The organism is Streptomyces sp. NPDC079141 (assembly GCF_040686775.1).
In the GTDB taxonomy this organism is placed as follows: Bacteria; Actinomycetota; Actinomycetes; order Streptomycetales; family Streptomycetaceae; genus Streptomyces.
In genome coordinates this window covers 224,518-250,527 of the sequence record NZ_JBFBLP010000007.1, presented here as the reverse complement: position 1 = coordinate 250,527, position 26,010 = coordinate 224,518, and the positions used below count along the sequence as shown (strand labels likewise).

Genomic DNA, 26,010 nt, shown 5'->3' with positions numbered 1-26,010 from the left:
GAGGTGCGCTCCGGCATACCCAGCCGCAGCGGCCCCAGACCTCATCGTCGCGTAGGAACGCGTGTGCGGTCCTTTCGATCGGAGTGCTCGTCGGCCGCCGTGGCGAAACGTCCCGGCAACAGTCGGCCCGCCGCCGTACCGGCCGCGGCGAGCAGCGCGAGGACGGTCAGCGGCAGGGCGACGTGTCCCGCGGCACCCATGAGCGTGGTCGCGGCGGCCACGCCGAGCACCGGCCCGACGTTCATCGCGGTCTGCTGAAGCCCGCCCGCCACCCCGGCCGACTCGACGGCCGCCCGCTGGACGACGACATGCGTCGCGGCCACCATCACGGTGCCGAACCCCGCTCCGAGCAGCCCGAAACCGGTGCACAGCGCGAGCGTGTCCCGCGCGTCGGCGAGCAGCCCGATCCCCCCGGCGAGGACGGCCAGCGCGGCCACGGTCGTACGGCGGGCACCGGCCCGGCGCAGCAGCACCGGGCAGCCGGCCGCGGCGGCGATCATCAGCACGGCCAGCGGCAGGCTGAGCAGGGCGCTGTGGAACGGGTCGTGGCCGAGGGTGTCCTGGAGGAGGTAGGTCCCGACGAAGAGGGCGCCGTTGAGGGCGGCCGACGCGGCCACCAGGGTGCCGAGCGCGGCCCCGACGGCTCTCTCGCCGACCACCTCCGGCGGCAGCAACGGGCTTGCCGTACGGCGTTCGTGCCGGACCAGGACGACGGCCGCCACCGCGGCCACCAGCAGTCCGGGCGCCGTCCGGGTCACCAGCGCGTGCACCAGGCAGGCGAGCGTCACCGCGAGCAGCAGGGCACCCGGCACATCGAGCCGGACGCGGGTGGCCGGTCGTGGCTCCCGTGAGACGAGGGCCGGCACGCCGAACACGAGCGCGGGCAGCACGTTGATCAGGAAGACGGACCGCCATCCGGGACCGGCCGCGAGCGCGCCGCCGAGGACGGGCCCGGCGGCCGCCGCCACCCCGATGGCGACGGTCCGCACGGCGATCGGCCCCTTCAGCCGGTCGGGCGGGTAGGCGGCGCGCAGCATGCCGAGGCCGGCCGGTTGCAGCAGCGCGCCGAACACTCCCTGCACGACCCGGAGTCCGATCACCCAGCCGATGCCGGACGCCACGGCGATGCCCGCCGAGGCCGCACCGAAGCCGAGCATGCCGAGGGCGAACAGTCGCCGGTGCCCCCAGCGGTCACCGAGCCGCCCGCCGAACACCAACAGGCTTGCCACCGCGACGAGATAGCCGGTGTTCGTCCACTGGACCTGCGCGTACGTCGCGCCCAGGTCCTCGCGCAGCGCGGGCTGCGCGACGGTCAGCACGGTGCCGTCGAGAGCGACGACCGCGGCTCCGGCCGCGCTCGCGGCAAGGGTCGGGCGCGGGTTCACAGGTGCGCGTCCAGGGCGGCATGCAGGACGGGCCTGAAGTCGTCGGTACCGGTGGCGAGTTGGAGGCTGCCCCAGCCCCACAGCTGGGCGATGCCGTGCAGGTTCGCCCACAGGGCACCCGCGACGACCCGGGCGTCCGCGTCGGGGCGGACCTGCCCGACCAGCTCCACCAGCCGCCCGAACAGCGGAAGGCTGGTGTCCCGCAGGCCCAGATGACCGCTCTCCAGCAGATCGTGACGGAACATCAGCTCGTACATGCCGCGGTTGTCCAGCGCGAACCGGAGATATACCTCCGCCAGCGCCGCCAGTTGGGCACGCGGGCTCGCCGTGCCGTCACCGGTCGCCGCCGTCGCGCGGTCCGCCAGCTCGGTGAAGCCCCGGCGGGCGATCGCCGACAGCAGTTCGAGGTGGGTGGGGAAGTAGCGCCGGGGCGCGCCGTGCGAGACCCCGGCGCGGCGGGCGATCTCCCGCAGCGTCAGGGCCTGGACGCCCTCCTGGGCCAGCAGTTCCGCGCCGACGTCGACCAGTCGGGCCCTGAGGCCGGTCTCGGATTGATGCATAGACACTGTCTACCCGATCGACGTAGACAGTGTCTACCCCGGGAATGTCCGGCCCGCCCCGCGTGGTTGACCGTGTATGACTCACGACGCGACTCAGGACGCCCTGCTCCGGCTGCTCTCCGAGGGGCACAGCGGCGTGCTGGTGACCCTCAAACGGGACGGCCGCCCCCAGCTGTCGAACGTCAGCCACGCCTACTACCCGGACGAGCGGATCATCCGGGTCTCGATCACGGACGACCGCGCCAAGACCCGCAACCTGCGCCGGGACCCGCGCGCCTCCTACCACGTGACCAGCTCCGACCGCTGGGCCTACACCGTCGCCGAGGGCACCGCCGACCTCACGCCCGTCGCGAAGGACCCGCACGACGACACGGTCGAGGAGCTCATCCGCCTCTACCGCGACGTCCAGGGCGAGCATCCCGACTGGGACGACTACCGCGCCGCGATGGTCCGCGACGGCCGGCTGGTACTGCGGCTGAGGGTGGATCGGGCGTACGGGATTCCGAAGCGTGCGTAATTGACGCCGGTGGGGGATGGCGCCCCTTAGGGGCGCGGGGCTGTGTTGAATTTGCGGCTACCGCCGCGTGGGCGCGACCAGCCCCCACCGGCCCGCAGGTCAGTCATTGCTGCTCTGCCGGGAAACCGTGTCGGCGAGCCCCCATGACCACCCCCAACACAGGAACCAGCAGCACCAGCACGCTCCACGGGAACGCCGTCGCGCCGAAAACTCCCAGCAGCATCCCCCCTGCCAAACCGCCGGAGGCCATCGCCGCGTTCCACAGCGTCACCAGCATCGCCTGCGCCGCGTCCGCCTGTTCGCCGCCCGCGTCGGCCGCGGCCGTCTGCAGCAGCGTGGGTGCGCCGCCCCAGCCGAGCCCCCACAGGGCGGCCGCCGCGTAGACGAGGGCGGGGCGGTCGGCGAAGACGGCCAGCAGCGCGGCCGCGGCGCCCACCAGCAGCACGCCCGCCACGGTGAGCGCACGCAGCCTGCGGTCGATCAGGGCGCCCACGATCCAGATGCTCAGCAGCGAGGTGCCGCCGAACACCAGCAGCACCAGGTCGGCCGAGCCGCCCATGCCGTACCGGTCCAGGAAGGTGGCGATGTAGGCGTAGAGCACGGTGTGCGCCAGCACGAACACCAGGGTGACGAACAGGACCGGCGCCACACCGGGGACCGCCAGGGCGCGCAGCACCGGCGCCCGGCCGCCGTGCTCCGGCCCGGGACGGTCCGGGACGAGCAGCGCGATCCAGCCGAGCAGCAGCACCGTCACCACGGTCATCAGCCCGAACGCCGTCCGCCAGCCCAGCGCCCCGCCCAGGTACGTGCCCGCGGGCACACCCACCGAGAGCGCCACCGGTACGCCCGCCATCACGACCGCGACCGCCCTGCCCTGGACTGCGTCCGGCACCAGACGCCGGGCGTACCCGGCCAGCAGCGCCCAGGCGAGCCCGGCCGCCACGCCCGCCACGAAACGGGCCGCCATGGTCAGCGGATAGCTCGCCGAGACGGCGGTGACCGTGTTGGCGACGGCGAACCCGGCCATCGCCGTCAACAGCAGCCGCTTGCGCCGCCAGTGCGCGGTGGCCGCGGACAGCGGGATCGCGGTGAGCGCCGTACCGGCGGCGTAGACGGTCACCGCCTGCCCGGCCGCGGACTCGCCCACGCCGAGATCCGTGCTCATCGCGGGCAGCAGGCCCGCGGGCAGGGTCTCGGTCAGGCTGGTGACGAAGACGGCGGTGGCGAGAGCGAGCAGGGCCGGGAGAGGAAGACCGGGGGCTGCGGACGGCTTCCGTGCGCCCGTTGTCGTATGCGTGGACATGGCGGCAGGGTCGGCCTTGACACCGGTGTCAGGTTCAAGTCCCACCGGTGATGCATCGTCATCTCGGCTGCCTGACACTAGAGTTGATCTACGGCGACCGGGGCGGGGGAGTGCGCGCGATGATGGATCTGATTTCGGTGGGGGCGATCAGCGCGGTACTCGGGGCCGTCGGGTCCGGCATGGGCAGTGAGGCCGGGCGGTGGGTCTGGGAGTCGGCGGGCGGACTGGTCCGCCGTGTCACCGGACGCGAGGTCCCCGCTCCCACCACCCCCGGCGACCGGGAGGAAGTAGCCAGGCTGGTGCACGAGCGCGTGCGTGCGGACGAGCAACTCGCCCGGGACTGGGCCCTGTTCGCCCGCACCGTCCGCATCCCCGGCGCCGGGGCGACCCTCCGCCCCCGGCTGCCCGCGGCGCCCCGCTTCTTCACGGACCGTCAGCAGGCCATGAAGCTCCTCGACAAGGAGGCCACCCGCGCCTTCGACGGCCGCCCCCGGCTCGCCCTCCTGCACGGCCCCGAAGGCATCGGCACCAGCACCCTCGCCTGCCACTGGGGCTGGCGGCACACCGCCCGCTTCCCCGACGGCCAGCTCTACGTCGATCTGCGCGCCCTCACCCCCGCGGCGGCCCTCGGCACGCTGCTGCGCCGGCTCGGGCTGCCGGACGAGGAGATACCCCCGGCCGCCGAGGACCGCGCCGACCTCTGCCGGCGCGCCCTGGCCGAGCGCAGAATGCTCCTCGTCCTCGACCACGCGCAGTCCGCCGCCCAGGTACGGCCGCTGCTCGCCTCCGCACCCGATGTGTTCACCCTCGTCGTCGCCCGGCAGCCGCCGGCCGGCCTCGGCGCCCTGCAGATCCCGGTCGGGCCGCTGGCCCGGCGCGACGCGGTACGGATGCTCGAAAGCCTCGCCGGCCCACCGGCGGTGGCCGCGGCCCGCACCACGCTGCCCGGCGTCCTGGACCGCTGCGCCGGCCGCCCCTACGCCCTGCACGCCGCCGCGCTGCGCCTGACGGCCCCGCCCGAGCCTGCCCAGGAGCCCACCGTGAGCGACGACGATCCGGTCCGCGCCGCCGCCGAGGACTCCTACCAGCTGCTCACCCCCGACGCTGCCCGCCTGTACCGGCTCGCCGGCCTGCGCGACTGGCCCGCCCTCGACCCGGCAGCTGCGGCACGCGCCGCGGAGGTGCCGCAGACGGAAGCCGCACGCCTCTTGGAGGAACTCGCCGACGCGCTGCTCCTCGACCGCACCGACACCGGCCGCTACCGCTACCGCGCCTCCGTCCGTGCCCACGCCGAGCGCACGGCGGCCGCCGTCGACGGCATCGCCGCCTGCTCGGCGGCCGTCGCCCGCGTGGTGGAGGGCTACCGGGACCTCGCGGTCGGCGCGGCCCGTGCGGCGCTGCCGGAGAGCTGGCGCGTCCCCTCGGCGCCGTCGCCCGTGTCCTACCCGGACCGGGGCACGGCCGTCGCCGCCCTGGCCGCCGAGGCGACCGGCCTGGTCGAGGCGGTGCGCGCGGCCGACGAACACCGCGACCGGGACACCGTCCTCCTGCTCTGCCGGGCCCTGTGGCCGCTCCAGCTCAAGGCCGGCCACCACGACACCCTGCTGCCCGCACTGCGCATCGGTGCCCGCGTCGCCGACACGCACGCCCCCGGCACCCGCACGTCCGGCGCCCTGCACGCCCAACTCGCCCACACCCTCACCGAGTTGAGCCTCTGGGACGAGGCCGAGCCCGAGGCGCTCGCCGCCGCCCGGGACGAGCGGACCGCCGGACATGTGCGCGGCCACGCCTCCGCCGTCGAGTTCCTCGGCCTGCTCCGACTGCGCCAGTGGCGGTTCGAGGAGGCGCAGACCTGCTTCGAGGAGGCGTACGGCATCCTCGACGGCATCGGCCCCGACGACGAGGGCGCCGCCGACCTCCCCCGCGCTCGTGCCCTCCTGGAACGCCACCGCGGACGCGCCCTGCGCGGCCAGGGCCGCCGCACGGAGGCGGCCGAGCACCTGGAGCGCGCCCTGCACTTCTTCCGCACCACCGGCGAGGCCTACAACACCGCCCGCACCCTCACCGACCTCGCCGAAACCCACCTGGACAACGGCGACTTCGCAACCGCGCTCCCCCTCGTCGACGAGGCCACCACCGCCCTCGCGGGCGAGAAGGCGGACTACCACCTGGCGTGGCTGCGGGTGTTGCGGGGGCGGTGTGGCGGGGCGGGGTGAGTGTCACCGGGGCGCAGGTGTCAGGCCGGCCCGACCGTCACCGTGTGCAGTGCTGAGCCGGTGCGGACCGTAAGGCCCGTGGCGTACAGCTCCTGGGGGGATTTTCCCGCGGCGAGCCATGCGTGCAGGGCCGAGGCGTAGACGGCGGGGTCGGCGTCCGCGTCGGGAGTGGCATCCAGGCGGAGCAGTGCTCCGGTGCGGGTGCGGACGATGCAGGAGTCGGGGCCGGTGACGTATGCCGCGAGTGCGCAGTGCGGGTGCCGGGCGAGGATGTCCGCCGTCCAGCGGGCGGGGGAGCCGAAGCGGGGGTCGTCGGTGTGCCCGGTGCGGAACACCACGTCGGCGAGAGCGAGTTGGTCCGTCTCGCGGGTGTCCTCGTGCACGGCGGTGTGCGCCTCGCCGGTGTCGTACGGAGCGGGATGCGGGCCGGCGTACCGGGTGACCGCCACCTCGCCGGCCCCGAGCAGCCGGGTGAGCACGAGCAGCGGCACGGTGTGCGCGGCGGGTTCGTACGGTGGCAGGGGCAGCGGTTCGAGGCGGGCCGGGGCGTCCGGTTCCGGGATGCCGATGAGGTCGTAGAAGAGGCGGCGCAGGCGGGTGGCGGACTCGCCGGGGGCCGAGCTGGTGAACTCGGCCGGTTCCGGGGCGGGTTGGTGTCGGGCGATCAGTGACTCCAGCTGGGGGAGGAGCGGGAGCCCGGGGCTCAGCCGTGGCGCCGTGCGGACGAACTCGTGCACCGGAGCGTCCGGGGCGAGGCCGTTCAGGGGTGCGGCGCCCAGCAGGACGGGAGTGCCGAGGGCGGCGGCGTAGTAGGTGACCGAGCCGTGGTCGCCGATGACCGCGTCGGCGGCGAGCAGCGCCTGGCGCCAGCCGTCCAGCGGGTCGACGAGGGCGAGTCCGGCGCGCCGGGCGCGGTCGAGCCAGGCACGGATCTGGCCGGGACCGTGGCCGTGCCAGATGTTGGGGTGGAGTACGGCCGCCAGCCGGTACTCGTCGGCGGGGAACTCCGAGGTCAGCCTGGGCAGCAGGGCGGGCAGGACGTCGTCGCCGCCGTCACCGAGGAGCGAGTCGGGATTCCAGGTCGAGCTGAGGACGAGCAGGCGTTTGCCCCGGCCCACGCCGAGGGCGCGGCGGAAGCGCTCGCGGTGCGGGCGGGCCGCCAGCAGGCGGTCCCAGCAGGGGTCCCCGGCCAGCACGGCGGTCGGCGCGGCCTCGGGGCAGACGGTACGCAGTCGCTCGTACTGCTCGGGGTGCGACAGGACGAGCGCGTCCGCGATCGGCCGGCCGTCCTCGTCGAGCAGCCACTGCGGGGACATGCCGAAGACGGGATCCGGTGCCGCAGCCCGGTGCCCGACGCCGGGTGTCGGGTGTCGGGTGTCGGGTGTCGGGTGTCGGGTGTCGGGTGTCGGGTGTCGGGTGTCGGGTGTCGGGTGTCGGCAATCTTTTAGTGTATCCGACTCCGTGGGACAGTACGGCCAACTCTCCTGAAAGTGACCGTAGTTGACCGCCGAAGCTCGCCGATATCGCCAACGAGACCGGGGTGTTCCTCGCCTGCTCCCACGGCAGTACCGGCACCCCGGTATCCGCCAGCAGCTCCGCGATCCCCGCCCGGAACGCCGACGACCCGGGGCACGTCGCCAGCAACTGCACCCGGAAGTCGTCGTGGAAGAGGGGCAGTACGTCCAGGAGACGCGTCGCCGCGGTCACGTTGTGCACGACCAGAAGCACCTTGCGGCCGCGCCCCCGCGTGGCCCAGCGCGCCGCGTCGTCCCCCACCGGCACCCGTATCCACCCGGCCCCCGCCACGCCGTCGCCGCCTCTCGCCCTCGCCCCTGTGATCGGGCAACGATAACCGCGCGGTCCTAGGCCTCCGGGCGCAGGGCGGACGGCCGATGGTCCGGTGGGGCGGGGGCTGCCTAGGCTGTGCGGAGATCATCTGACGCCCAGAAGGAGAGGCAGCATGCCTGTCAACGGCCGTAGTCACATCCGGATCGCCCGACCGTCCAGGGACCTGGCCGCCGCCGAGCGCTTCTGGGGCGAAGGGCTGGGGCTGAGTGTCGTCTGGCGGTCCGAGGCCGGGCCGCGGCACGGCGAGCACGACCTGCTGATGCTCGGCTGGCCCGACGCCGACTGGCACCTGGAACTCGTCCACGAGCCCGCCCGCCCCGTCGAGCCCCGGCCCACCGAGGAGGACCTCCTGGTGATCTATGTCGACGGCCCGGTCCCGGACGAAGTGGTGGCGAGCCTGGAACGGCACGGCGGCAAGCGCGTCGAGTCGCCCAACCCGTACTGGAACGAGTGGGGCGTGACGATCGAGGACCCGGACGGGTACCGGCTGGTGCTGTGCACACGGGGCTGGTCCAACAGCTGAGCAGCGAGCCCCCGGCGGCCGTCACGCCGTCCGGGGGCTCGCGGTCGGGTCAGGCCGTCACCGTCTCCGGCCGGGGCGCTTCCTTGGGCGTGCGCTCGCCGAGCTGCTCCGTCGGGATGCCGGCGGTCTCGCGGGCCGAGAGCGCGGCCACGACCGGCGGGACGCACAGGGCCGAGGTGAAGAGCGCCACCGCCGTCCAGCCGTCGCCGTCCGGGCCCGCGATCTGCGCGGCGAAGGTGACCGCGAATCCGGCCACCGCGAAGCCGATCTGGGTGCCGATGGCCATGCCGGACAGCCGGACCCTGGTGGAGAACATCTCGCCGTAGAAGGAGGGCCACACGCCGTTCGCGGCGCTGTAGACCACACCGAAGGTGATGATGCCCAGCAGGAGGGTCAGGGGGTAGGAGCCGGTGGAGATCGCCCACAGGTAGAGGAACATCATCACCGCGCTGCCCGCCGCGCCGACCAGGTACACCGGACGGCGGCCGATGCGGTCCGAGAGCGAGGCCCACAGGGGGATCGCGGCGAGCGCGACCAGGTTGGCCAGCGCGCCCACCCACAGCATCGAGGACCGGCTCATGCCGACGGAGTTGCTCGTCGCGTACGCCAGCGCCCACACCGTGAAGATCGTGCTGACCGAGGCGACGAGCGCGCCCGCGATCACCCGCAGGACGTCCGCCCAGTGCTCGCGCATCAGCACCGCCAGCGGGAGCTTGACCACGCCTTCGGTGGCGGCCTGCTGCTCGAAGGCCGGCGTCTCGTCCAGCTTGCGGCGGATGACGTAGCCGACCACGGCGACCGCGATGCTCAGCCAGAACGGAACCCGCCAGCCCCAGGACAGCAGCTGCTCCTCGGGCAGCGCCGCGATCGGGATGAAGACGAGCGTGGCCAGCAGCTGGCCGCCCTGTGTGCCGCTGAGCGTGAAGCTGGTGAAGAAGCCGCGCCGGTTGGGTGGCGCGTGTTCCAGGGTCATCGAGTTCGCGCTGGCCTGCTCGCCCGCCGCGGAGATGCCCTGCAGCACTCGGCACAGCACCAGCAGGACGGGGGCGAGCGTGCCCACCTGGGCCCGCGTGGGCAGACAGCCGATCAGGAACGTCGACAGGCCCATGAGGATCAGCGTGAAGACCATGATCTTCTTGCGGCCGACGCGGTCGCCGAAGTGGCCGAGGAAGAGCGCGCCGACCGGACGGGCCGCGTAGGCCACACCGAAGGTGGCCAGCGACAGCAGGGTCGCGGTGGCCGGGTCGGACTCGTCGAAGAAGACCTCGGGGAAGATCAGTGCGGCCGCTGATCCGTAGATGAAGAAGTCGTAGTACTCCAGGGCGCTGCCGATCCATGCGGCGGTGGCGGCTTTCCTGGGCTGCCCGGGCGGGGCGGTCGAGGGGGAGGGGACGGACACGGCGGCTCCTTCGGGGGAACTCCAACGTACGCGGAGTGAGCGGAGAGGGGGAGGGGCCGGATCTTCGGCTAATTAACCCACTGGATAGTTAGTCCCGGTGCCAGGATGTTGCGCGCAGGTTTCCGAGCTGTCAAGGGGTCGGGCCGAACGCTCTCAGTCGGCCGCGCGCTCCGCGGTCAGGTAGGCGATCACCATGTCGCCCAGCATGGTCCGGTAGTGCTCGCGCTGGGCCGGGTCCACCAGGTCGCGGCCGAACAGGGCGCCGAAGGTGTGCCGGTTGGCGACCCGGAAGAAGCAGAACGAGCTGATCATCGCGTGCAGGTCGACCGCGTCGACGTCGGCCGTGAACAGCCCGGACTGCTGCCCCGTCGCCAGGATCCGGCGGATCACGTCCAGGGCCGGCGAGCCGATCCGGCCGAGCTTCTCGGAGGCGGCGATGTGCTCGGCCTCGTGGATGTTCTCGATGCTGACCAGGCGGATGAAGTCCGGGTGCTGCTCGTGGTGGTCGAAGGTCAGCTCCGCGAGGCGGCGGATGGCCGCGACCGGGTCCAGATGATCGACGTCGAGCTCCTGCTCGGCATCGCGGATCACGCCGTACGCCCGCTCCAGCACGGCCGTGAACAGCTGTTCCTTGCCGCCGAAGTAGTAGTAGATCATCCGCTTCGTGGTGCGGGTGCGGGCGGCGATCTCGTCCACGCGGGCCCCAGCGAAACCGGCCCGGGCGAACTCCTGGGTCGCCACGTCGAGGATCTCGGCCTGGGTGCGTGCGGCGTCACGGGTGCGTGCGCCCGGCCGTGCCGGTTCTTCGACGCTGGTCATCGGGATCCTTCGGGCGTAGGGCCAGTGCGCAGATTGTAGAAGGGCGCCCCTGCGCGATGTAGAGCGAGGGCTTTCCAAGGGCGGCACCCGGCTGATATGAGTAACTCACTAGTTCGTACATTAGTGAGCCGCCCTGGAGGTCTGTCGTGGCCAAGGACTCGTATCTCGTCGGACTGATCGGCTCCGGCATCGGCCCGTCGCTCAGCCCGGCCCTGCACGAGCGGGAGGCCGACCGTCAGGGCCTGCGCTATCTGTACCGGCTCATCGACATCGAGGTGCTGGGCGTTCCGCCCCGCGCGGTCGGCGATCTGGTGCGGGCCGCCCGCGACCTCGGCTTCGACGGGCTCAACATCACCCACCCGTGCAAGCAGCTCGTCATCGAGCACCTGGACGCCCTGTCCCCGCAGGCCGAGGCGCTCGGCGCGGTCAACACCGTCGTCTTCGAGGACGGCCGGGCCGTCGGCCACAACACCGACGTCACCGGCTTCGCCGCGTCGTTCGCGCGCGGGCTGCCGGACGCGGCGCTGGAGCGGGTCGTGCAGCTCGGCGCCGGCGGCGCGGGCGCGGCCGTGGCGCACGCGACGCTCACACTCGGCGCCTCGCGGGTCACCGTCGTGGACGCGCTGCCCGAGCGGGCGGCCGGGCTCGCCGACTCCCTGAACCGGCACTTCGGCGAGGGCAGGGCCGCCGCCGCGTCCCCCGACCGGCTGGCCGAACTGCTCACCACGGCCGACGGGGTGGTGCACGCGACGCCGACGGGAATGGCCGCGCACCCCGGGCTGCCGTTCCCCGCGGAGCTGCTGCATCCCGGGTTGTGGGTGGCCGAGGTGGTCTACCGGCCGCTGGAGACGGAACTGCTGCGTACCGCCCGGGAGTTGGGCTGCGCCACGCTCGACGGCGGGGGGATGGCGGTCTTCCAGGCCGTGGACGCGTTCCGGCTGTTCACCGGCCATGAGCCCGACGCCGCGCGGATGCTGGCGGACATCGCGGAGCTGGACGTAGTGGAGGCGGTCTGACCATGCGTACCTCCATCGCCACCGTCTCCCTCAGCGGAGCCCTCACCGAGAAGCTCACCGCCGCGGCCCGCGCCGGGTTCGACGGTGTCGAGATCTTCGAGAACGACCTGCTGGCCAGCCCGCTCGCTCCGGAGGAGATCCGCTCCCGCTGCGCGGATCTGGGGCTGAGCATCGATCTCTACCAGCCGATGCGGGACATCGAGGCCGTGCCCGCGGAGGTCTTCGCCCGCAACCTGCGGCGCGCCCGGCACAAGTTCGAGCTGATGCGGCGGCTCGGCACGGACACCGTTCTCGTCTGCTCCAGCGTCTCCCCGCAGGCGGTGGACGACGACGACCTCGCCGCCCGGCAGCTCGCCGAACTCGCGGACCTCGCCCAGGACTTCGGGATCCGCGTCGCCTACGAGGCGCTCGCCTGGGGACGGCACGTCAGCACGTACGACCATGCCTGGCGCATCGTGGAGAGCGCCGACCACCCGGCGCTCGGCACCTGCCTGGACAGCTTCCACATCCTCTCCCGGGGCTCCGACCCCAAGGGGATCGAGGACATCCCCGGCGAGAAGATCTTCTTCCTGCAACTCGCCGACGCCCCGCTGCTCGGCATGGACGTCCTCCAGTGGAGCCGCCACCACCGCTGCTTCCCCGGCCAGGGCGGCTTCGACGTCACGGGCCTGGTCCGGCACGTGCTGCGCGCGGGCTACGACGGTCCCCTCTCCCTGGAGGTCTTCAACGACGTCTTCCGCCAGTCCGAGGCCGGACCGACGGCGGTGGACGCCCAGCGCTCCCTGCTGGTCTTGAAGGAGGCGGTGGGGCTGGCCGCGCCGCCCGCCCCCGTCGTCCCCACCGGCGTCGCCTTCGCCGAACTCCTCACCCCGGACGCCGAACCCGTGTCGGCGGTCCTCACCGCGCTGGGCTTCGCCCGCACCGCACGGCACCGCAGCAAGCCCGTCGACCTGTGGCAGCAGGGCGAGGCCCGGATCCTGGTCAACACGGCAGCCGCCACGCGCCGGGACAGCGTCCACCTCGCCGCGATCGGGCTGGAGTCCCCGGACTCCACGGGCGCGGCCCGCCGCGCCGAAGCCCTGCTCGCCCCCGTACTGCCGCGCCGCCGCGCCCCGCAGGACGCGCTCCTCGACGCCGTGGCCGCACCCGACGGCACGGAACTGTTCTTCTGCACCTCCGCATGGCGCGGCGACTTCGAGGACGCACCCCACCCGCCCGCGGCCACCGGCGTCACCGCCGTCGACCACCTGGCCCTCACCCAGCCCTGGCACCACTTCGACGAGGCGACCCTCTTCCACCGCAGCGTGCTGGGCCTGCACGCCCAGGAGAGCGTCGACGTCGCCGACCCCTACGGCCTGCTGCGCAGCCGCGCCGTCACCAACGCCGACGGCAGCGTCCGCATCGTGCTCACCGTCGGCGCGGCGCCCGGCGACGACACCGTCCACGCCCAGCACCTCGCGCTGGCCACGGACGACGTGGTCGCGGCGGCACGCCGCTTCCGCGCCGCGGGCGGACGGCTGCTGCCGATCCCGGCCAACTACTACGACGATCTGGCGGCCCGATTCGACTTCGCCGACGGCGAGTTGGAGACCTACCGCGAACTGGGCATCCTCTACGACCGGGACGCGGGCGGGGTCTTCCGGCACTGCTACACGCAGACCGTCGGCCGCGTCTTCTTCGAACTGGTGCAGCGCGAGGGCTATCGCGGCTACGGCGCCGGCAACGCCCCCGTCCGGCTGGCCGCCCAGCATGCCGTGCGCGCGGTCACTGGCGGCTGACCGTCCGCGTCACGCCCGCCAGGATCGTCGTCGCGAGGATCCAGCCGGTGAGGACCAGGACGTAGGACAGCCACTGGTAGCCGCCCTGCGGGGCGAACGCCCCCTCCTGGCCGAAGGTGATCACCGGTACCAGCAGGTCGAGGGTGAAGAACACCGGGTTGAAGTCCGGGGCCTCGGCCTGCTTGAGCGCGGGCGGGTGCTCCAGGGCGAAGGCGACCGAGCCGACGGCGAGCAGGGACAGCAGCCAGCCGAAGGCGCGCAGCGGGCGGAAGCCGTAGCCGACGGCGGCGTCCTGGACGTAGCCCCACAGCCGGCCGTACCAGGAGAGCGTGGAGCGGTGGCGGCGCTGCTTGGCGAGCTGGACCAGGCGCGCGGCCCGGTCGTCGCCGCTGCGGCGGTAGGCGGCGGTCAACTGCTCGTAGCCGTGGGGGTCGTAGGTGTCGCCGTCGCGCGTCAGCATCGGCAGCCGGCGCTCGACGGGCTCGTGCGGGGTGAGGAACGTGTAGGTGAGGTCGAGCAGGCGGACCTGGTCGGGCAGCATCTCCGGTTCCAGGTTGAGGTGTTCGATCTGCGAGCGTCGCAGGTTGATCCTGCCTTCCAGCGGCGGACCCTTGCGCAGCCACACCTCCCCGATGACACAGCTGCTCGCATGCAGCATGGTGCCGCCGGGGTTGGACAGCCGGCAGTACAGCAGGTCGAGCAGACCGGGTATGCGCGAGCCCCGAAGGTCGATGCGGCCGTCCGCGCTCAGCCGTCGGCACAGGACGTTGGCGCCCACCTCCATGGCCTCGGCGTGCAGAACGAGGCCGCCGGGTCTGCGGAGTTCGGCCTCCTCCAGCCGGAGAGAGCCGCTGATCGTGGCGCCGTCGAGCCGGATCTCGCCGCGCGTGCGCAGCCGGGTCGCGCACAGGTCCTCACCGACGTTCACCTGGTGCAGGGCGAGGACCGGTTCCTCGGTGCCCTCCGGCACGGTGATCTCGGCGCCCTCCAGAAAGAGCGCCCCGGCAACCTGCGCCCCGCCGAGCCGCACCCGTCCCCGGAACCGACAGTCGGTCAGCCGCAGCGAACCGTCGATCCGGGCCCGCGCGGACGCCAGACCGGGGAGGTGGGACCCGCTCAGGTTGAGGTACTGGAGCTGCGCCCCCGACAGATCCGGCACCTCCTCGAAGCGGCAGTGGCTCAGTCGTACGACGCTGTCCACCGTCGCGTACCGCAGGTCCAGCGCACCGGTGATGCGGGCGCCCGCCAGTTTGAGGGCGGCCGTCTCACCCGGTTCACGAGGACCGTTGAGCAGGAGGGCCCGCAACACGCGGGCCCTCACCGTGCGTTCCGGTCCCCACTGCGCGTCCTCGTCCCCCGCCGTGCGGAAGTCCACGGCCTCGCCCTTCGGGAAGGCCCGCCACACCCGCTCCTCGGCCGCTGTCAGATCGTTGATCTCCATCAGCCGGGACTCTGACGCGACGCACAGCGACTGTCAACTCACCTCTGGTTCTCCTCCGTCGGCCGTACCGCCCGCCACGGCGCGAACGCGCTCGCCCCCCGCGGCAGCAGCGCCGCCAGCTCCGGGCAGTGGCGCAGGATGACGGAGTTCATGCCGCCCTGCTCCACCCAGTCGATGCCGAGCGGTGTGTACACCTCGGGCCGGTAGTCGACGTTCAGGAAGCGGTCGGACTGCAGGCGCCGGCTCGCCATCAGGATGAACACGCGGAAGGCGGTGTCGCTGAAGCCGAATCCGGTCGGCGGGTTCTCCCCGAACAGGCCGACCACCGTGTCGATCTCGTCGACCGAGCGGTAGACGTCCTTCAGCCGGGCCAGGGTCTCCGCGTTCTGCGTCAGTTCCTCGAAGGAGCGGATGCGCGGCTTGTGCAGGCCCGCACGGAAGTCGTTGTACCGCGGGACTCCGCGCCGCCGGGTGCGGACCAGGTCCACCACCGACAGGTCGATGATCTCGCCCTCCCGCTCGAACGCCTGGAGCGAGCGCGGGAAGTTGTGCAGGGTGATCGCGCCCGGGTGGGCGATGCCGAACGAGTACAGGGTGTTCGCCAGGCCGGTCTTGCGGATCTGTGTCTCGGCCGTGCCGCCCTGGATGTCCAGGAAGCCCACCGTCTCAAGACGCTGCCCGAAGTGGTGTTCGCGCAGCTCGAAGTCGTCCGGGATCAGCGGGTGCATGCGGTAGACGGTGACGAAGTCCTCCGTCAGCGAGTACGGGGCCGTGTGATGGTCCGGCAGTGTCTTCGGGATGCCGGTCAGTGAGTGGGCCTCCAGCAGCCACAGGCCCAGCTGGTTGAGCCAGTTGCTGGGCGGGCCCTGCCAGTTGGTGTGGAGGGCGATGTCGATCGCCTCGGTGGCGAGGATCGCAGGCGTCCACTCCACCGTGTGGATCTTCGCGATGAGCGCCGAGACCACCAGACGCGCCGTGTGGTAGATCCGCTCCTCGCTCATCGAGGGGTACTCGGCGCGCAGCGCGGCGCACACCGCGTTGTGCTCGCGCGCGAACAGCGTGTGCATGGCGCTCAGGCCCATCCACCAGTTGTCGCTGAACCCGGTCAGCGGGATGCCGCCGTTGGTGCCGGTCGGCAAGTGACCGTCCTCCAGGCGGAGTTCGGCACGGCCCTCCGGCGCGCGCAGATAGCGGGCCGTCTGCTCGTCGGCGCCGTACACCTCCGAACCGTCCCACCAGTGCGAGGCGGTGTTGCCGAACAGGATCGGCGGGCTGCCGGGTACCTCGATGCCCTCGTTCTCCGCGAACCGCATCGTGTTCTCGGCCGGACCGCCGGGCGTGTTGTGCCACGGCCCGCTGCCGGGCGGCAGCGGCACCTCGACACTGCGGTCGCCGGGCTTGTGGCGGCGGTGGTTGACCCAGTCGTGCACCTGGAACTGGATCCAGGCGGCGGCCAGCACGTTCAGCGAGGTCGCGGGCAGGAAGCTCTCGCGGTACAGCAGTTGGCGGCTGACCGTGACCGGGTTCGGGACGTCGAAGAGGTCCGGGCGGTGCACCGGCGGCATGTTGCGGCCGAAGGCCGAGCCGACCGCGCCCATCCGCGGCTCGGACAGGTCGTTGTACGTGCCGTCGTAGGAGCGCTCGGTGCGCAGCCGCTCCGGTATCGGCTCCGGGACCCGCTGGGCGCGCGGCGGCGCCTCGCGGGGCTCGGTGTCGATCAGGTTGCGGCGGCGCAGCACCTTGCGCAGGAACACCAGGTTCAGCAGGCTCAGCTGCAACGGCAGCCGGTGCCAGGGCACATACCGGTTCAGCAGCGTGAAGACCGCCTCCACCGGGCGGCCGAGGACCTTGTTGCGCACCGGCTCCTCGGTGACGAAGCGCAGGCCCAGCCGGTGGGCGCTCGCCGCCCGGTAGGCCGCCTTGCGGGCCCGGTTGATGTTGCCGAGCGGACGGAACTCGTCCGTCGTGTACCAGGGGTTGAAGGCGAGGTCCTCCACGCGGCGGGCGGTCGCCCCGGCCTCCGCGCTGTCCAGGTCCTGGCCCGGGATGGTGAGCCGGGCCACCGGGATCGCGGGCGACACCGCGTCCTTCCACTCCACCGACGCGTCCTCGACCGGGGTGCGCCGCTCGTCGACGAACCGCTGCACGCACAGGTCGTAGGAGACGTCCGCCCGGGCGAGCCGGCGGGCGAACTCGCGGTGCAGATGGTCGGGGTCACGGCGGTCGGGGGCCGGCGCGGGCGTGGTGCCGGGCGCGGGCCGCAGCAGATAGCGCACCGGTCCCGCCTCGCCCCACAGGATCGCGCCCCGGCTCCAGTACGTCTCATTGGCCAGGGAGTTGACGGTGTGCCGGGTGGCCGCCTGCACATTGCGCCGCATCCGGTTGGCGGTGCCGAGGCCCACGGCCAGCGGCAGCTTCACGAACAGGCCGAACGCCTTCTGCAGCGGGCTGCGGGCGCCCGCCATCGCCTTGGCGAAGGCCACGAACTCCCGTGCGTTACGGGCGTGCGAGACGGGATAGCTGGTGGCGAGGAGATCGTGGCTCTCGTCCTGCGACACCCGCACCCGCACGGCCGCTCCCCTGAGGTCCGGGGAACCGTCGCCCTGCCGGATGCCGCTCGCGTTGGACAGCCGTACCACCGCCGGGTACTCGCTGCCCGGCTGGGCGAAGCCGACGCGCAGTGCGGCCGGGAGATCGTCGTGGAAGCGCAGCCGTGCGTTCTCCACGGCCACCGGCGCCTTGGCATGGAAGGTGCGGGCCACCTCACCGCCCCCGGCCCGCCGGTTGCGGACCTGCACCTCCATCAGCTCGCGGGCCAGCTGCTCGAACACCAGCCGTTCCGCTTCCGGACTGCCGCCGTCGTACCGTTCATAGCGCTGCTCGTGCTGCCCGGTGTCGGCCATCGTCGTTTCCCTCGCAGGTACGGATGCGTGGTACGGGACAGGGGCCGCACGCTACCGACGGCCCGAGCGCCCCGCAGCGCCGGTTCGCGTCGATGTGCTCCGACTTGTTCCGATGTGAACCATCGGCGGGTGAGCACGTCAGCCGGGCGGGCCGGACCCGCTCACGTCCCGCCCCTCCCCAGCAACCCCACGCGCACGCACCCGCGTTGGCCGGGGAACGACTCCTCGTCCATTGACGGCGTCCGCCCCCGGTGGTGTGCTCACCACCCGCAGACCCTCCGGGGAGGTCCCTCATGCGGGACACATTCGTCAAGGGGCCCGGTTTCGCGGCCCTGCGCCCCTGCAAGGCAGCGACCGATCCGAGCAGCTTCCCGGTCTACCCCGACCTGGTGGAGCGGCTGGTCGAGGACAAGCTCCAGCCCGACCCCGATGGGGTGATCCCGCACGTCATGGCCACCTGCTCGGCCTACTCGTACGCGGGGTTCGAGCAGGAGGGCGACCCGGAGACCCTCGCCATGATCATGGCGCGGCTGGGACTTGAGGAGAACGGCTGCCGGGTCTTCGAACAGCGTGTGGACGCCATGTACATCGCGTCCGCCGGCTATCTGATCCAGGACAAGGACCGCAGGGTCGCGATCCTGTGCTACCGCGGCACCCAGCCCGAGGACATCATCAGCATCCTCACCGACGCCGACGTACGCCCCGAGATGCTCGCGGTCGAACTCCAGGGCCGCCGGCACGAGGTGCACGCCGGCTTCTACCGCAATGTCCGCGCCACCCGCCACCTGATCGTCCAGGCCCTGGAACGCGCGCTGCGCGGCGAGTCCGTGGACTCCGCCGAGGAGGGCACCCGGGGCGACGGCCTGGAGGCCCTGTACATCACCGGGCACAGCCTGGGCGGTGCGATGGCCGCGATCATGGCACTGACCCTGGTGCACGAACCCCGCTACCGGCACATCGTCGACCGGCTCAAGGGCGTCTACACCTTCGGCCAGCCGATGATCGGCGGCCCCGACCTCGCCGAGGCCTGCGAGGAGGTGCCCGGACCGCACGACGCGCACGTGCTGCGCGACCGGCTGCTGCGCTACATCTTCGACCGGGACGTCGTCCCCGCGCTGCCGCCGCGCCCGGTCGGCCCCTACGCCCCGTTCGGCCGCGAGTTCCACTACCGCAGGCGCCGGAGTCCGGCCGACGCGCTGCTCACCGCCGCCACCGACGCGTCGATCGAGGCGCTCACCCTGCCGGGCGAGGCGCTGCGAGCGGTGGCCCGCCGCAGCTGGCCGGAGCTGGCGACGCGGCTCGCGGACGGCGCCGGGCGGTCCCTGCGGCCGCTGCTGCGGGCCCGCGACGAGGGCTGGACCGAGGTGCGCGAACCGGGCCTGCACTACCCGCAGATGGACTCTCTCGCCGGTCTCGCGGTGGTGGCACCGCTGGCCTTCCTCGCCACCCGGCTGGCGCTGACCCGCACCATCCCGTTCAAGTACTCCTTCGACGACCACGGCCCGGGCCACTACGTCAACGCACTCGCCCCACCAGGGGTGTTGAGCGAGTTCGGGGACGTGCTGTAGCCCGGGCCAGGGGAGTTACGGCCGGGTGTTCCACTCGGCTATGACGGGCCGTCCGTGCTCGGTCGACAGGCGGCTGAGCGTGCCCGTCGCCAGCTGGAACAGGCGCCCCTCGGCCGGGGGCAGCCCCAGCCGACGGGCCGTGAGCACGCGCAGGAAGTGGGCGTGCGCCACCAGGGCCACGTCCCCGGTGCCGTTGGCGAGCGCCGCGTCCACCCGGGCGAGCACCCGGTCGGCCCGCAGGCCCACCTCGGCCGGGGACTCCCCGGGGTGACCGTTCCGCTCCCCGGGCACGCCGTGCAGCCAGAGGTCCCAGTTGGGCCGGGTGCGGTGTATCTCGACGGTGGTGATGCCCTCGTACGCCCCGTAGTCCCACTCGTGCAGATCGGGCTCGGGCACGGCGCCGGTCAGTCCGGCGAGTTCGGCGGTGCGGACCGCGCGGTGCAGCGGGCTGGTGAGCACCAGGGAGAAGGTCCGGCCGGAGAGGAGCGGAGCGAGCGACTTGGCCTGCTCCTCACCGTGCTCGGTGAGGGGCAGGTCGGTCCAGCTGGTGTGCTGGCCCGACACGCTCCACTCCGTCTCCCCGTGGCGGACCAGCAGGATGTCCCCCACGGCCGGGCCTACTTCGACTCGACGGCGTGACCGCCGAACTGGTTGCGCAGCGCCGCGATCATCTTCATCTGCGGGGAGTCCTCCTGGCGCGAGGCGAACCGCGCGAACAGGGACGCGGTGATCGCGGGCAGCGGCACGGCGTTGTCGATGGCCGCCTCCACGGTCCAGCGGCCCTCGCCGGAGTCCTCCGCGTAGCCGCGCAGCTTGTCCAGGTGCTCGTCCTCGTCGAGGGCGTTGACCGCGAGGTCCAGCAGCCAGGAGCGGATGACCGTGCCCTCCTGCCAGGAGCGGAAGACCTCGCGCACATCGGTGACGGAGTCGACCTTCTCCAGCAGCTCCCAGCCCTCGGCGTAGGCCTGCATCATCGCGTACTCGATGCCGTTGTGGACCATCTTGGAGAAGTGCCCGGCGCCGACCTTGCCCGCGTGGACGTAGCCGTACGGACCCTCCGGCTTGAGCGCGTCGAAGATCGGCTGCACCTTGGCGATGTGCTCGGCGTCGCCGCCGACCATCAGCGCGTAGCCGTTCTCCAGGCCCCACACGCCGCCGGAGACACCGGCGTCGACGAAGCCGATGCCCTTCTCGCCGAGCTCGCGCGCGTGCTTCTCGTCGTCGGTCCAGCGGGAGTTGCCGCCGTCGACCACGATGTCGCCGGGGGACAGCAGCTGCCCCAGTTCGTCGACGACCGACTGGGTGGCGGCGCCGGCCGGGACCATCACCCAGACCACGCGGGGTCCTTCGAGCTTGTCCACCAGTTCGGCGAGGCTTGCGACGTCGGCGAGGTCCGGGTTGCGGTCGTAGCCGATGACGGTGTGGCCGGCGCGGCGGATCCGCTCGCGCATGTTGCCGCCCATCTTGCCGAGTCCGATGAGTCCGAGCTGCATTTCAGTTCACTTCCCAAGTTCACGGTAGGCGGCCACGAGAGCCGCGGTGGAGGCATCAAGACCGGGCACGTCGGCGCCCTCGGTCAGGGCGGGCTCGACCCGCTTGGCGAGGACCTTGCCGAGCTCGACGCCCCACTGGTCGAAGGAGTCGATGTTCCACACGGCGCCCTGGACGAACACCTTGTGCTCGTAGAGGGCGATGAGCTGGCCCAGCACCGACGGGGTCAGCTCGCGGGCGAGGATCGTGGTCGTCGGGTGGTTGCCGCGGAAGGTGCGGTGCGCCACCTGCTCCTCGGCCACGCCCTCCGCGCGGACCTCCTCGGCGGTCTTGCCGAAGGCGAGCGCCTGCCCCTGCGCGAACAGGTTGGCCATCAACAGGTCGTGCTGCGCCTTGAGTTCGTCGCTCATCTCGTCCACCGGGCGGGCGAAGCCGATGAGGTCGGCCGGGATGAGCTTGGTGCCCTGGTGGATCAACTGGTAGTAGGCGTGCTGCCCGTTGGTGCCGGGCGTGCCCCACACCACCGGCCCCGTCTGCCAGTCCACGCCATGCCCGTCCCGGTCCACCGACTTGCCGTTGGACTCCATGTCCAGCTGCTGGAGGTAGGCGGTGAACTTGGACAGGTAGTGGCTGTAGGGCAGCACCGCGTGCGACTGAGCGCCGAGGAAGTTGCCGTACCAGATGCCCAGCAGGCCCAGGATCAGCGGGGCGTTGGCCTCCGCGGGCGCGGTGCGGAAGTGCTCGTCGACGAGGTGGAAGCCGTCGAGCATCTCCCGGAAGCGGTCCGGGCCGATGGCGATCATCAGGGAGAGGCCGATCGCCGAGTCGAAGGAGTAGCGGCCGCCGACCCAGTCCCAGAACTCGAACATGTTGTCCGGGTCGATGCCGAAGTCGGTGACCTTCTCGGCGTTCGTCGACAGCGCCACGAAGTGCTTGGCGACGGCCTTCTCGTCGCCGCCGAGGCCCGCGAGGAGCCAGGAGCGGGCCGAGGTGGCGTTGGTGATCGTCTCGATCGTGGTGAACGTCTTGGACGCCACGATGAACAGCGTCTCCGCCGGGTCGAGGTCGCGCACGGCCTCGTGCAGGTCGGCGCCGTCGACGTTCGACACGAAGCGGAACGTCAACTCCCGTGCGGTGTACGGCCGCAGCACCTCATAGGCCATGGCCGGGCCGAGGTCGGAGCCGCCGATGCCGATGTTCACGACGTTCTTGATGCGCCGGCCGGTGTGACCGGTCCACTCGCCGGAGCGGACGCGCGAGGCGAAGTCGGCCATCTTGTCGAGGACGGCGTGCACACCGGGGACGACGTTCTCGCCGTCGACCTCGACGACCGCCTCGCGCGGGGCGCGCAGCGCGGTGTGCAGCACCGCACGGTCCTCGGTGGTGTTGATCTTCTCGCCGCGGAACATCGCGTCGCGCAGCCCGAACACATCGGTGGCGGCGGCCAGTTCCTGGAGCAGCGCCAGCGTCTCGTCGTTGACGAGGTGCTTGGAGTAGTCGATGCGCAGATCGCCGACGCGCACGACATACCGCTCGGCGCGCTCGGGGTCCGAGGCGAACAGGTCACGCAGGTGGGCGTGCCACCCCGCGCGGTGGTCCTCCAGGGCGGTCCACTGCGGCCGCCGGGTGAGCTTGGGAGAGTCAGACATGAGAGGGGGTCTCCTTGGCGGCATCGCCCCGCAGGGCGACGGCATACATCTCGTCCGCGTCGAGGCGCCTGAGCTCCTCGGCGATGAGTTCGGAGGTGGTGCGGACCTTCAGCGCGAGGGTGCGGGACGGCTGTCCCGGCAGGGACAGCGTGGCCAGCGGGCCCTCGGGGCGGTCGATGACGATCTCGCCGTCGGCCGTGCCCAGCCGTACCGCGGTGACCACCGGGCCGCCGGTGACGACGCGCTCGATCTTCACCTTCAGCCGCGCCTCCAGCCAGCGCGCGAGCAGTTCGGCGGCCGGGTTGTCGGCCTCGGCCTCCACCGCCCCCGAGATGATCTGCGCCCGCGCCTGGTCCAGGGCCGCGGCCAGCATCGAGCGCCAGGGGGTCAGCCGGGTCCAGGCCAGGTCGGTGTCGCCGGGCGCGTAGGAGCGGACCCGGGTCTCCAGGACCTCGAAGGGGTTCTCCACCGCGTACAGGTCGGTGATCCGGCGCTGGGCCAGCGCGCCCAGCGGGTCCTTCGCCGGGTTCTCGGGCGCCTCCACCGGCCACCACACGACGACCGGGGCGTCCGGCAGCAGCAGCGGCAGGACGACGGAGTCGGCGTGCTCGGACACCTCGCCGTAGGTCCGCAGGATCACCGTCTCGCCGGTGCCCGCGTCGGCGCCCACCCGGACCTCGGCGTCCAGCTTGGATGCCTGGCGGTCGCGCGGGGTACGGGCGTGCCGCTTGATGACGACCAGGGTGCGCGAGGGGTGCTCGTGCGAGGCCTCCTCGGCCGCCTTGATCGAGTCGTACGCGTTCTCCTCGTCCGTGACGATGACCATCGTCAGGACCATGCCCACGGCGGGAGTGCCGATGGCGCGGCGGCCCTGCACAAGGGCCTTGTTGATCTTGCTTGCCGTGGTGTCGGTCAGGTCGATCTTCATGGCCTGCGCCAGCTCCGTCCGTCTCGTGCGAGCATCTCGTCGGCTTCCTCGGGTCCCCAGCTGCCCGAGGCGTACTGCGCCGGCTTGCCGTGCCGCGCCCAGTACTCCTCGATCGGGTCGAGGATCTTCCAGGACTCTTCCACTTCCTGGTGACGGGGGAACAGATTGGCGTCGCCGAGCAGTACATCCAGAATCAGCCGCTCGTACGCCTCCGGGCTGGACTCCGTGAACGACTCGCCGTAGGCGAAGTCCATCGTCACGTCCCGGATCTCCATCGAGGTGCCCGGCACCTTGGAGCCGAAGCGGACCGTGATGCCCTCGTCCGGCTGGACGCGGATGACGATCGCGTTCTTGCCGAGCTCCTCGGTGGCCGTGTGGTCGAAGGGGGAGTGCGGCGCCTGCTGGAAGACGACCGCGATCTCGGTGACCCGTCGCCCGAGCCGCTTGCCGGTGCGCAGATAGAAGGGGACGCCCGCCCAGCGGCGGTTGTCGACCTCCAGCTTGACGGCGGCGTAGGTGTCCGTCGTCGAGGCCCGGTCGATGCCGTCCTCCTGGAGGTAGCCGCGCACCTTCTCGCCGCCCTGCCAGCTCGCCGCGTACTGTCCGCGCACGGTGTGCGCGCCCAGGTCCCGCGGCAGCTTCACGGACTTGAGGACCTTCAGCTTCTCCATCAGCAGCGAACCGGCGTCGAAGGCGGCCGGCTCCTCCATGGCCGTGAGCGCCAGCAGCTGGAGCAGGTGGTTCTGGATGACGTCACGGGCCGAGCCGATGCCGTCGTAGTAGCCCGCGCGGCCGCCGATGCCGATGTCCTCGGCCATCGTGATCTGTACGTGGTCGACATACGACCGGTTCCAGATCGGCTCGAACATCTGGTTGGCGAAGCGCAGCGCCAGGATGTTCTGGACGGTCTCCTTGCCCAGGTAGTGGTCGATGCGGAAGACCTGCTCCGGGTCGAACACATCGTGCACGAGCGCGTTCAGTTCCCGGGCACTGCCCAGGTCGTGGCCGAACGGCTTCTCGATGACCGCACGGCGCCAGGAGCCCTGCGGGGCGTCCGCGAGACCGTGCTTCTTCAGCTGCTGGACGACCTTCGGGAAGAACTTCGGCGGCACCGAGAGATAGAAGGCGTAGTTGCCGCTGGTGCCCCGGGAGGCGTCCAACTCGTCGACGGCCTCGCGCAGTTGCTTGAACGCCGTGTCGTCGTCGAAGTCACCCGGGATGAACCGCATGCCCTCGGCGAGCTGCTGCCAGACCTCCTCGCGGAACTCCGTACGAGCATGCTCGCGGACGGCGTCGTGCACGACCTGCGCGAAGTCCTGGTCCTCCCAGTCGCGCCGGGCGAAGCCGACGAGCGAGAAGCCCGGCGGCAGCAGACCGCGGTTGGCGAGGTCGTAGACGGCCGGCATCAGCTTCTTGCGGGACAGGTCGCCGGTCACGCCGAAGATGACGAGTCCGGAGGGTCCGGCGATGCGCGGGAGCCGGCGGTCGCGGGCGTCCCGCAGCGGGTTGGCCCATTCGGTTGTCATTACGCGTCGACCCCCTTGCTGTCCAGCGACTTGGCGACCGCGACCAGCAGCTCCTGCCAGGCGGCCTCGAACTTGGCGACGCCCTCGTCCTCCAGCTTGGTGACGACCTCGTCGTAGGAGATGCCGAGGCGCTCCACGGCCTCCAGGTCGGCGCGGGCCTGGACATAGCCGCCGGTGATGGTGTCACCGGTGATCTCGCCGTGGTCGGCGGTGGCGTTCAGCGTGGCCTCCGGCATGGTGTTGACCGTGCCGGGCGCGACCAGCTCGTCGACGTACAGGGTGTCCTTGTACGCCGGGTCCTTCACGCCGGTGGAGGCCCACAGCGGGCGCTGCCGGTTGGCCTTGGCGCCGGCCAGGGCGGTGAAGCGCTCGCCCGCGAAGACGGCCTCGTACGCCTCGTAGGCCAGACGGGCGTTGGCGAGGGCCGCCCGGCCCTTCAGGGCGAGGGCCTCGTCCGTGCCGAGGACGGTGAGCCGCTTGTCGATCTCGCTGTCGACGCGGGAGACGAAGAAGGAGGCGACGGAGTGGATGGCGGAGAGGTCCAGGCCCTTCGCGGCGGCCTGCTCCAGACCCGCGAGGTAGGCGTCCATGACCTCGCGGTAGCGCTCCAGCGAGAAGATCAGCGTGACGTTGACGCTGATGCCCTCGGCGAGGACCGCGGTGATGGCCGGCAGGCCCGCCTTGGTCGCCGGGATCTTGATCATCACGTTGGGGCGGTCGACCAGCCACGCGAGCTGCTTGGCCTCGGCGATCGTGGCCGCCGTGTCGTGGGCGAGCCGCGGGTCGACCTCGATGGAGACGCGGCCGTCCCGGCCGTCGGTCGCCTCGTACACCGGACGCAGGACGTCGGCGGCGGCGCGCACATCGGCCGTGGTCATCATCCGTACGGCCTCGTCGACCGTGACGCCGCGGACGGCGAGGTCGGCGAGCTGCTCCTCGTAGCCGTCGCCGGAGCCGATGGCGGCCTGGAAGATGGACGGGTTGGTGGTGACGCCCACCACGTGCTGGGTGGCGAGGAGTTCGGCGAGGTTGCCGGAGGCGATCCGCTTGCGGGACAGGTCGTCCAGCCAGATGGAGACGCCTTCGTCGGAGAGGCGCTTGAGTACTGCGGTCATTGTGATCATCTTCTTTCTGGCGGTC

The 26,010-nt window shown here is 72.1% G+C and carries 20 protein-coding genes; 6 read left to right on the top strand and 14 right to left on the bottom strand.

Translation table 11 applies throughout. From position 1 onward, the window contains the following. Window positions 1–41: 41 nt before the first annotated feature. On the bottom strand, window positions 42–1,385 hold the full coding sequence (locus AB0Q90_RS21395; RefSeq protein ID WP_363159884.1) for an MFS transporter: 1,344 nt from the start codon (window positions 1,383–1,385) through the stop codon (window positions 42–44). Then, window positions 1,382–1,945 carry a TetR/AcrR family transcriptional regulator gene (locus tag AB0Q90_RS21390; protein ID WP_363159885.1) on the bottom strand — a complete coding sequence of 188 codons (564 nt, stop codon included), beginning with the start codon at window positions 1,943–1,945 and terminating at the stop codon, window positions 1,382–1,384. The genes AB0Q90_RS21395 and AB0Q90_RS21390 overlap by 4 nt, the downstream gene beginning before the upstream one ends. Before the next feature lie 76 nt (window positions 1,946–2,021). On the opposite strand from AB0Q90_RS21390, the gene AB0Q90_RS21385 reads away from it, so the two are divergent. After that, window positions 2,022–2,462, top strand: coding sequence for a PPOX class F420-dependent oxidoreductase (locus AB0Q90_RS21385; protein ID WP_363159886.1), 441 nt, complete (start codon window positions 2,022–2,024; stop codon window positions 2,460–2,462). A 103-nt stretch (window positions 2,463–2,565) separates the two neighbouring features. Here AB0Q90_RS21385 and AB0Q90_RS21380 read toward each other — a convergent pair whose 3' ends face one another. Continuing rightward, window positions 2,566–3,765 (bottom strand): MFS transporter, encoded by a 1,200-nt coding sequence (locus tag AB0Q90_RS21380; RefSeq protein ID WP_363159887.1) that lies wholly within the window; start codon window positions 3,763–3,765, stop codon window positions 2,566–2,568. 119 nt (window positions 3,766–3,884) lie between these two features. Here AB0Q90_RS21380 and AB0Q90_RS21375 point away from each other — a divergent pair, with 119 nt between their 5' ends. Beyond that, on the top strand, window positions 3,885–5,981 hold the full coding sequence (locus AB0Q90_RS21375) for a tetratricopeptide repeat protein (protein WP_363159888.1): 2,097 nt from the start codon (window positions 3,885–3,887) through the stop codon (window positions 5,979–5,981). 20 nt (window positions 5,982–6,001) lie between these two features. On the opposite strand, the gene AB0Q90_RS21370 is transcribed toward AB0Q90_RS21375, so the two are convergent. Then, window positions 6,002–7,297, bottom strand: coding sequence for a hypothetical protein (locus AB0Q90_RS21370; RefSeq protein ID WP_363159889.1), 1,296 nt, complete (start codon window positions 7,295–7,297; stop codon window positions 6,002–6,004). Between the two features lie 644 nt (window positions 7,298–7,941). Here AB0Q90_RS21370 and AB0Q90_RS21365 point away from each other — a divergent pair. Continuing rightward, complete coding sequence (locus tag AB0Q90_RS21365) at window positions 7,942–8,352, top strand: VOC family protein (protein WP_363159890.1); 411 nt, start codon at window positions 7,942–7,944, stop codon at window positions 8,350–8,352. 49 nt (window positions 8,353–8,401) lie between these two features. Here AB0Q90_RS21365 and AB0Q90_RS21360 read toward each other — a convergent pair whose 3' ends face one another. Together AB0Q90_RS21360 and AB0Q90_RS21355 are read right to left on the bottom strand one after the other, a co-directional pair. Further along, entirely contained in the window at window positions 8,402–9,751 is a 1,350-nt protein-coding gene (locus AB0Q90_RS21360; RefSeq protein WP_363159891.1) for an MFS transporter, read from the bottom strand. 153 nt (window positions 9,752–9,904) lie between these two features. Next, window positions 9,905–10,570: a TetR/AcrR family transcriptional regulator gene (locus AB0Q90_RS21355; protein ID WP_363159892.1), complete on the bottom strand. Its 666-nt coding sequence runs from the start codon at window positions 10,568–10,570 to the stop codon at window positions 9,905–9,907. A gap of 146 nt (window positions 10,571–10,716) precedes the next feature. Here AB0Q90_RS21355 and AB0Q90_RS21350 point away from each other — a divergent pair, with 146 nt between their 5' ends. Beyond that, window positions 10,717–11,586, top strand: a complete 870-nt coding sequence (locus tag AB0Q90_RS21350; protein ID WP_363159893.1) for a shikimate dehydrogenase — start codon at window positions 10,717–10,719, stop codon at window positions 11,584–11,586. A 2-nt stretch (window positions 11,587–11,588) separates the two neighbouring features. Beyond that, window positions 11,589–13,364 (top strand): TIM barrel protein, encoded by a 1,776-nt coding sequence (locus AB0Q90_RS21345; RefSeq protein ID WP_363159894.1) that lies wholly within the window; start codon window positions 11,589–11,591, stop codon window positions 13,362–13,364. On the opposite strand, the gene AB0Q90_RS21340 is transcribed toward AB0Q90_RS21345, so the two are convergent. Both AB0Q90_RS21340 and AB0Q90_RS21335 read right to left on the bottom strand, forming a co-directional pair. After that, the gene (locus tag AB0Q90_RS21340) at window positions 13,351–14,805 is read right to left on the bottom strand and encodes a membrane-associated oxidoreductase (protein ID WP_363159895.1); all 1,455 of its coding nucleotides are present in this window, start codon (window positions 14,803–14,805) and stop codon (window positions 13,351–13,353) included. The genes AB0Q90_RS21345 and AB0Q90_RS21340 overlap by 14 nt on opposite strands. A gap of 38 nt (window positions 14,806–14,843) precedes the next feature. Further along, window positions 14,844–17,708, bottom strand: coding sequence for a peroxidase family protein (locus tag AB0Q90_RS21335; RefSeq protein ID WP_363159896.1), 2,865 nt, complete (start codon window positions 17,706–17,708; stop codon window positions 14,844–14,846). A gap of 293 nt (window positions 17,709–18,001) precedes the next feature. On the opposite strand from AB0Q90_RS21335, the gene AB0Q90_RS21330 reads away from it, so the two are divergent. Then, entirely contained in the window at window positions 18,002–19,276 is a 1,275-nt protein-coding gene (locus AB0Q90_RS21330; RefSeq protein WP_363159897.1) for a lipase family protein, read from the top strand. A gap of 15 nt (window positions 19,277–19,291) precedes the next feature. Here the strand turns inward: AB0Q90_RS21330 and AB0Q90_RS21325 are convergent, their stop codons facing one another. The 6 genes from AB0Q90_RS21325 to tal are packed head-to-tail and all read right to left on the bottom strand — an operon-like array spanning window position 19,292 to window position 25,994. Next, on the bottom strand, window positions 19,292–19,885 hold the full coding sequence (locus AB0Q90_RS21325; RefSeq protein ID WP_363159898.1) for a histidine phosphatase family protein: 594 nt from the start codon (window positions 19,883–19,885) through the stop codon (window positions 19,292–19,294). A gap of 8 nt (window positions 19,886–19,893) precedes the next feature. Next, a complete protein-coding gene (gene gnd, locus AB0Q90_RS21320; RefSeq protein ID WP_363159899.1) occupies window positions 19,894–20,769 on the bottom strand; it encodes a phosphogluconate dehydrogenase (NAD(+)-dependent, decarboxylating) in 876 nt (291 codons plus the stop codon). Between the two features lie 6 nt (window positions 20,770–20,775). Next, on the bottom strand, window positions 20,776–22,416 hold the full coding sequence (gene pgi, locus AB0Q90_RS21315; RefSeq protein ID WP_363159900.1) for a glucose-6-phosphate isomerase: 1,641 nt from the start codon (window positions 22,414–22,416) through the stop codon (window positions 20,776–20,778). Next, window positions 22,409–23,344, bottom strand: coding sequence for a glucose-6-phosphate dehydrogenase assembly protein OpcA (opcA, locus tag AB0Q90_RS21310; RefSeq protein ID WP_363159901.1), 936 nt, complete (start codon window positions 23,342–23,344; stop codon window positions 22,409–22,411). Before opcA ends, pgi begins: the two co-directional genes overlap by 8 nt. After that, window positions 23,341–24,870 (bottom strand): glucose-6-phosphate dehydrogenase, encoded by a 1,530-nt coding sequence (gene zwf, locus AB0Q90_RS21305; protein WP_363159902.1) that lies wholly within the window; start codon window positions 24,868–24,870, stop codon window positions 23,341–23,343. The genes opcA and zwf overlap by 4 nt, the downstream gene beginning before the upstream one ends. Further along, a complete protein-coding gene (tal, locus tag AB0Q90_RS21300; RefSeq protein WP_363159903.1) occupies window positions 24,870–25,994 on the bottom strand; it encodes a transaldolase in 1,125 nt (374 codons plus the stop codon). Before tal ends, zwf begins: the two co-directional genes overlap by 1 nt. Window positions 25,995–26,010: the final 16 nt, after the last annotated feature.

Excerpts from the sequence above, each read along its gene's own strand:
- AB0Q90_RS21390 (WP_363159885.1), bottom strand. The coding sequence starts at position 1,945 with ATGCATCAATCCGAGACCGGCCTCAGGGCCCGACTGGTCGACGTCGGC.
- AB0Q90_RS21385 (WP_363159886.1), top strand. The coding sequence starts at position 2,022 with ATGACTCACGACGCGACTCAGGACGCCCTGCTCCGGCTGCTCTCCGAG.
- AB0Q90_RS21380 (WP_363159887.1), bottom strand. The coding sequence starts at position 3,765 with ATGTCCACGCATACGACAACGGGCGCACGGAAGCCGTCCGCAGCCCCC.
- AB0Q90_RS21375 (WP_363159888.1), top strand. The coding sequence starts at position 3,885 with ATGATGGATCTGATTTCGGTGGGGGCGATCAGCGCGGTACTCGGGGCC.
- AB0Q90_RS21370 (WP_363159889.1), bottom strand. The coding sequence starts at position 7,297 with ATGTCCCCGCAGTGGCTGCTCGACGAGGACGGCCGGCCGATCGCGGAC.
- AB0Q90_RS21365 (WP_363159890.1), top strand. The coding sequence starts at position 7,942 with ATGCCTGTCAACGGCCGTAGTCACATCCGGATCGCCCGACCGTCCAGG.
- AB0Q90_RS21355 (WP_363159892.1), bottom strand. The coding sequence starts at position 10,570 with ATGACCAGCGTCGAAGAACCGGCACGGCCGGGCGCACGCACCCGTGAC.
- AB0Q90_RS21345 (WP_363159894.1), top strand. The coding sequence starts at position 11,589 with ATGCGTACCTCCATCGCCACCGTCTCCCTCAGCGGAGCCCTCACCGAG.
- AB0Q90_RS21340 (WP_363159895.1), bottom strand. The coding sequence starts at position 14,805 with ATGGAGATCAACGATCTGACAGCGGCCGAGGAGCGGGTGTGGCGGGCC.
- AB0Q90_RS21335 (WP_363159896.1), bottom strand. The coding sequence starts at position 17,708 with ATGGCCGACACCGGGCAGCACGAGCAGCGCTATGAACGGTACGACGGC.
- AB0Q90_RS21330 (WP_363159897.1), top strand. The coding sequence starts at position 18,002 with ATGCGGGACACATTCGTCAAGGGGCCCGGTTTCGCGGCCCTGCGCCCC.
- gnd (WP_363159899.1), bottom strand. The coding sequence starts at position 20,769 with ATGCAGCTCGGACTCATCGGACTCGGCAAGATGGGCGGCAACATGCGC.
- pgi (WP_363159900.1), bottom strand. The coding sequence starts at position 22,416 with ATGTCTGACTCTCCCAAGCTCACCCGGCGGCCGCAGTGGACCGCCCTG.
- opcA (WP_363159901.1), bottom strand. The coding sequence starts at position 23,344 with ATGAAGATCGACCTGACCGACACCACGGCAAGCAAGATCAACAAGGCC.
- zwf (WP_363159902.1), bottom strand. The coding sequence starts at position 24,870 with ATGACAACCGAATGGGCCAACCCGCTGCGGGACGCCCGCGACCGCCGG.
- tal (WP_363159903.1), bottom strand. The coding sequence starts at position 25,994 with ATGATCACAATGACCGCAGTACTCAAGCGCCTCTCCGACGAAGGCGTC.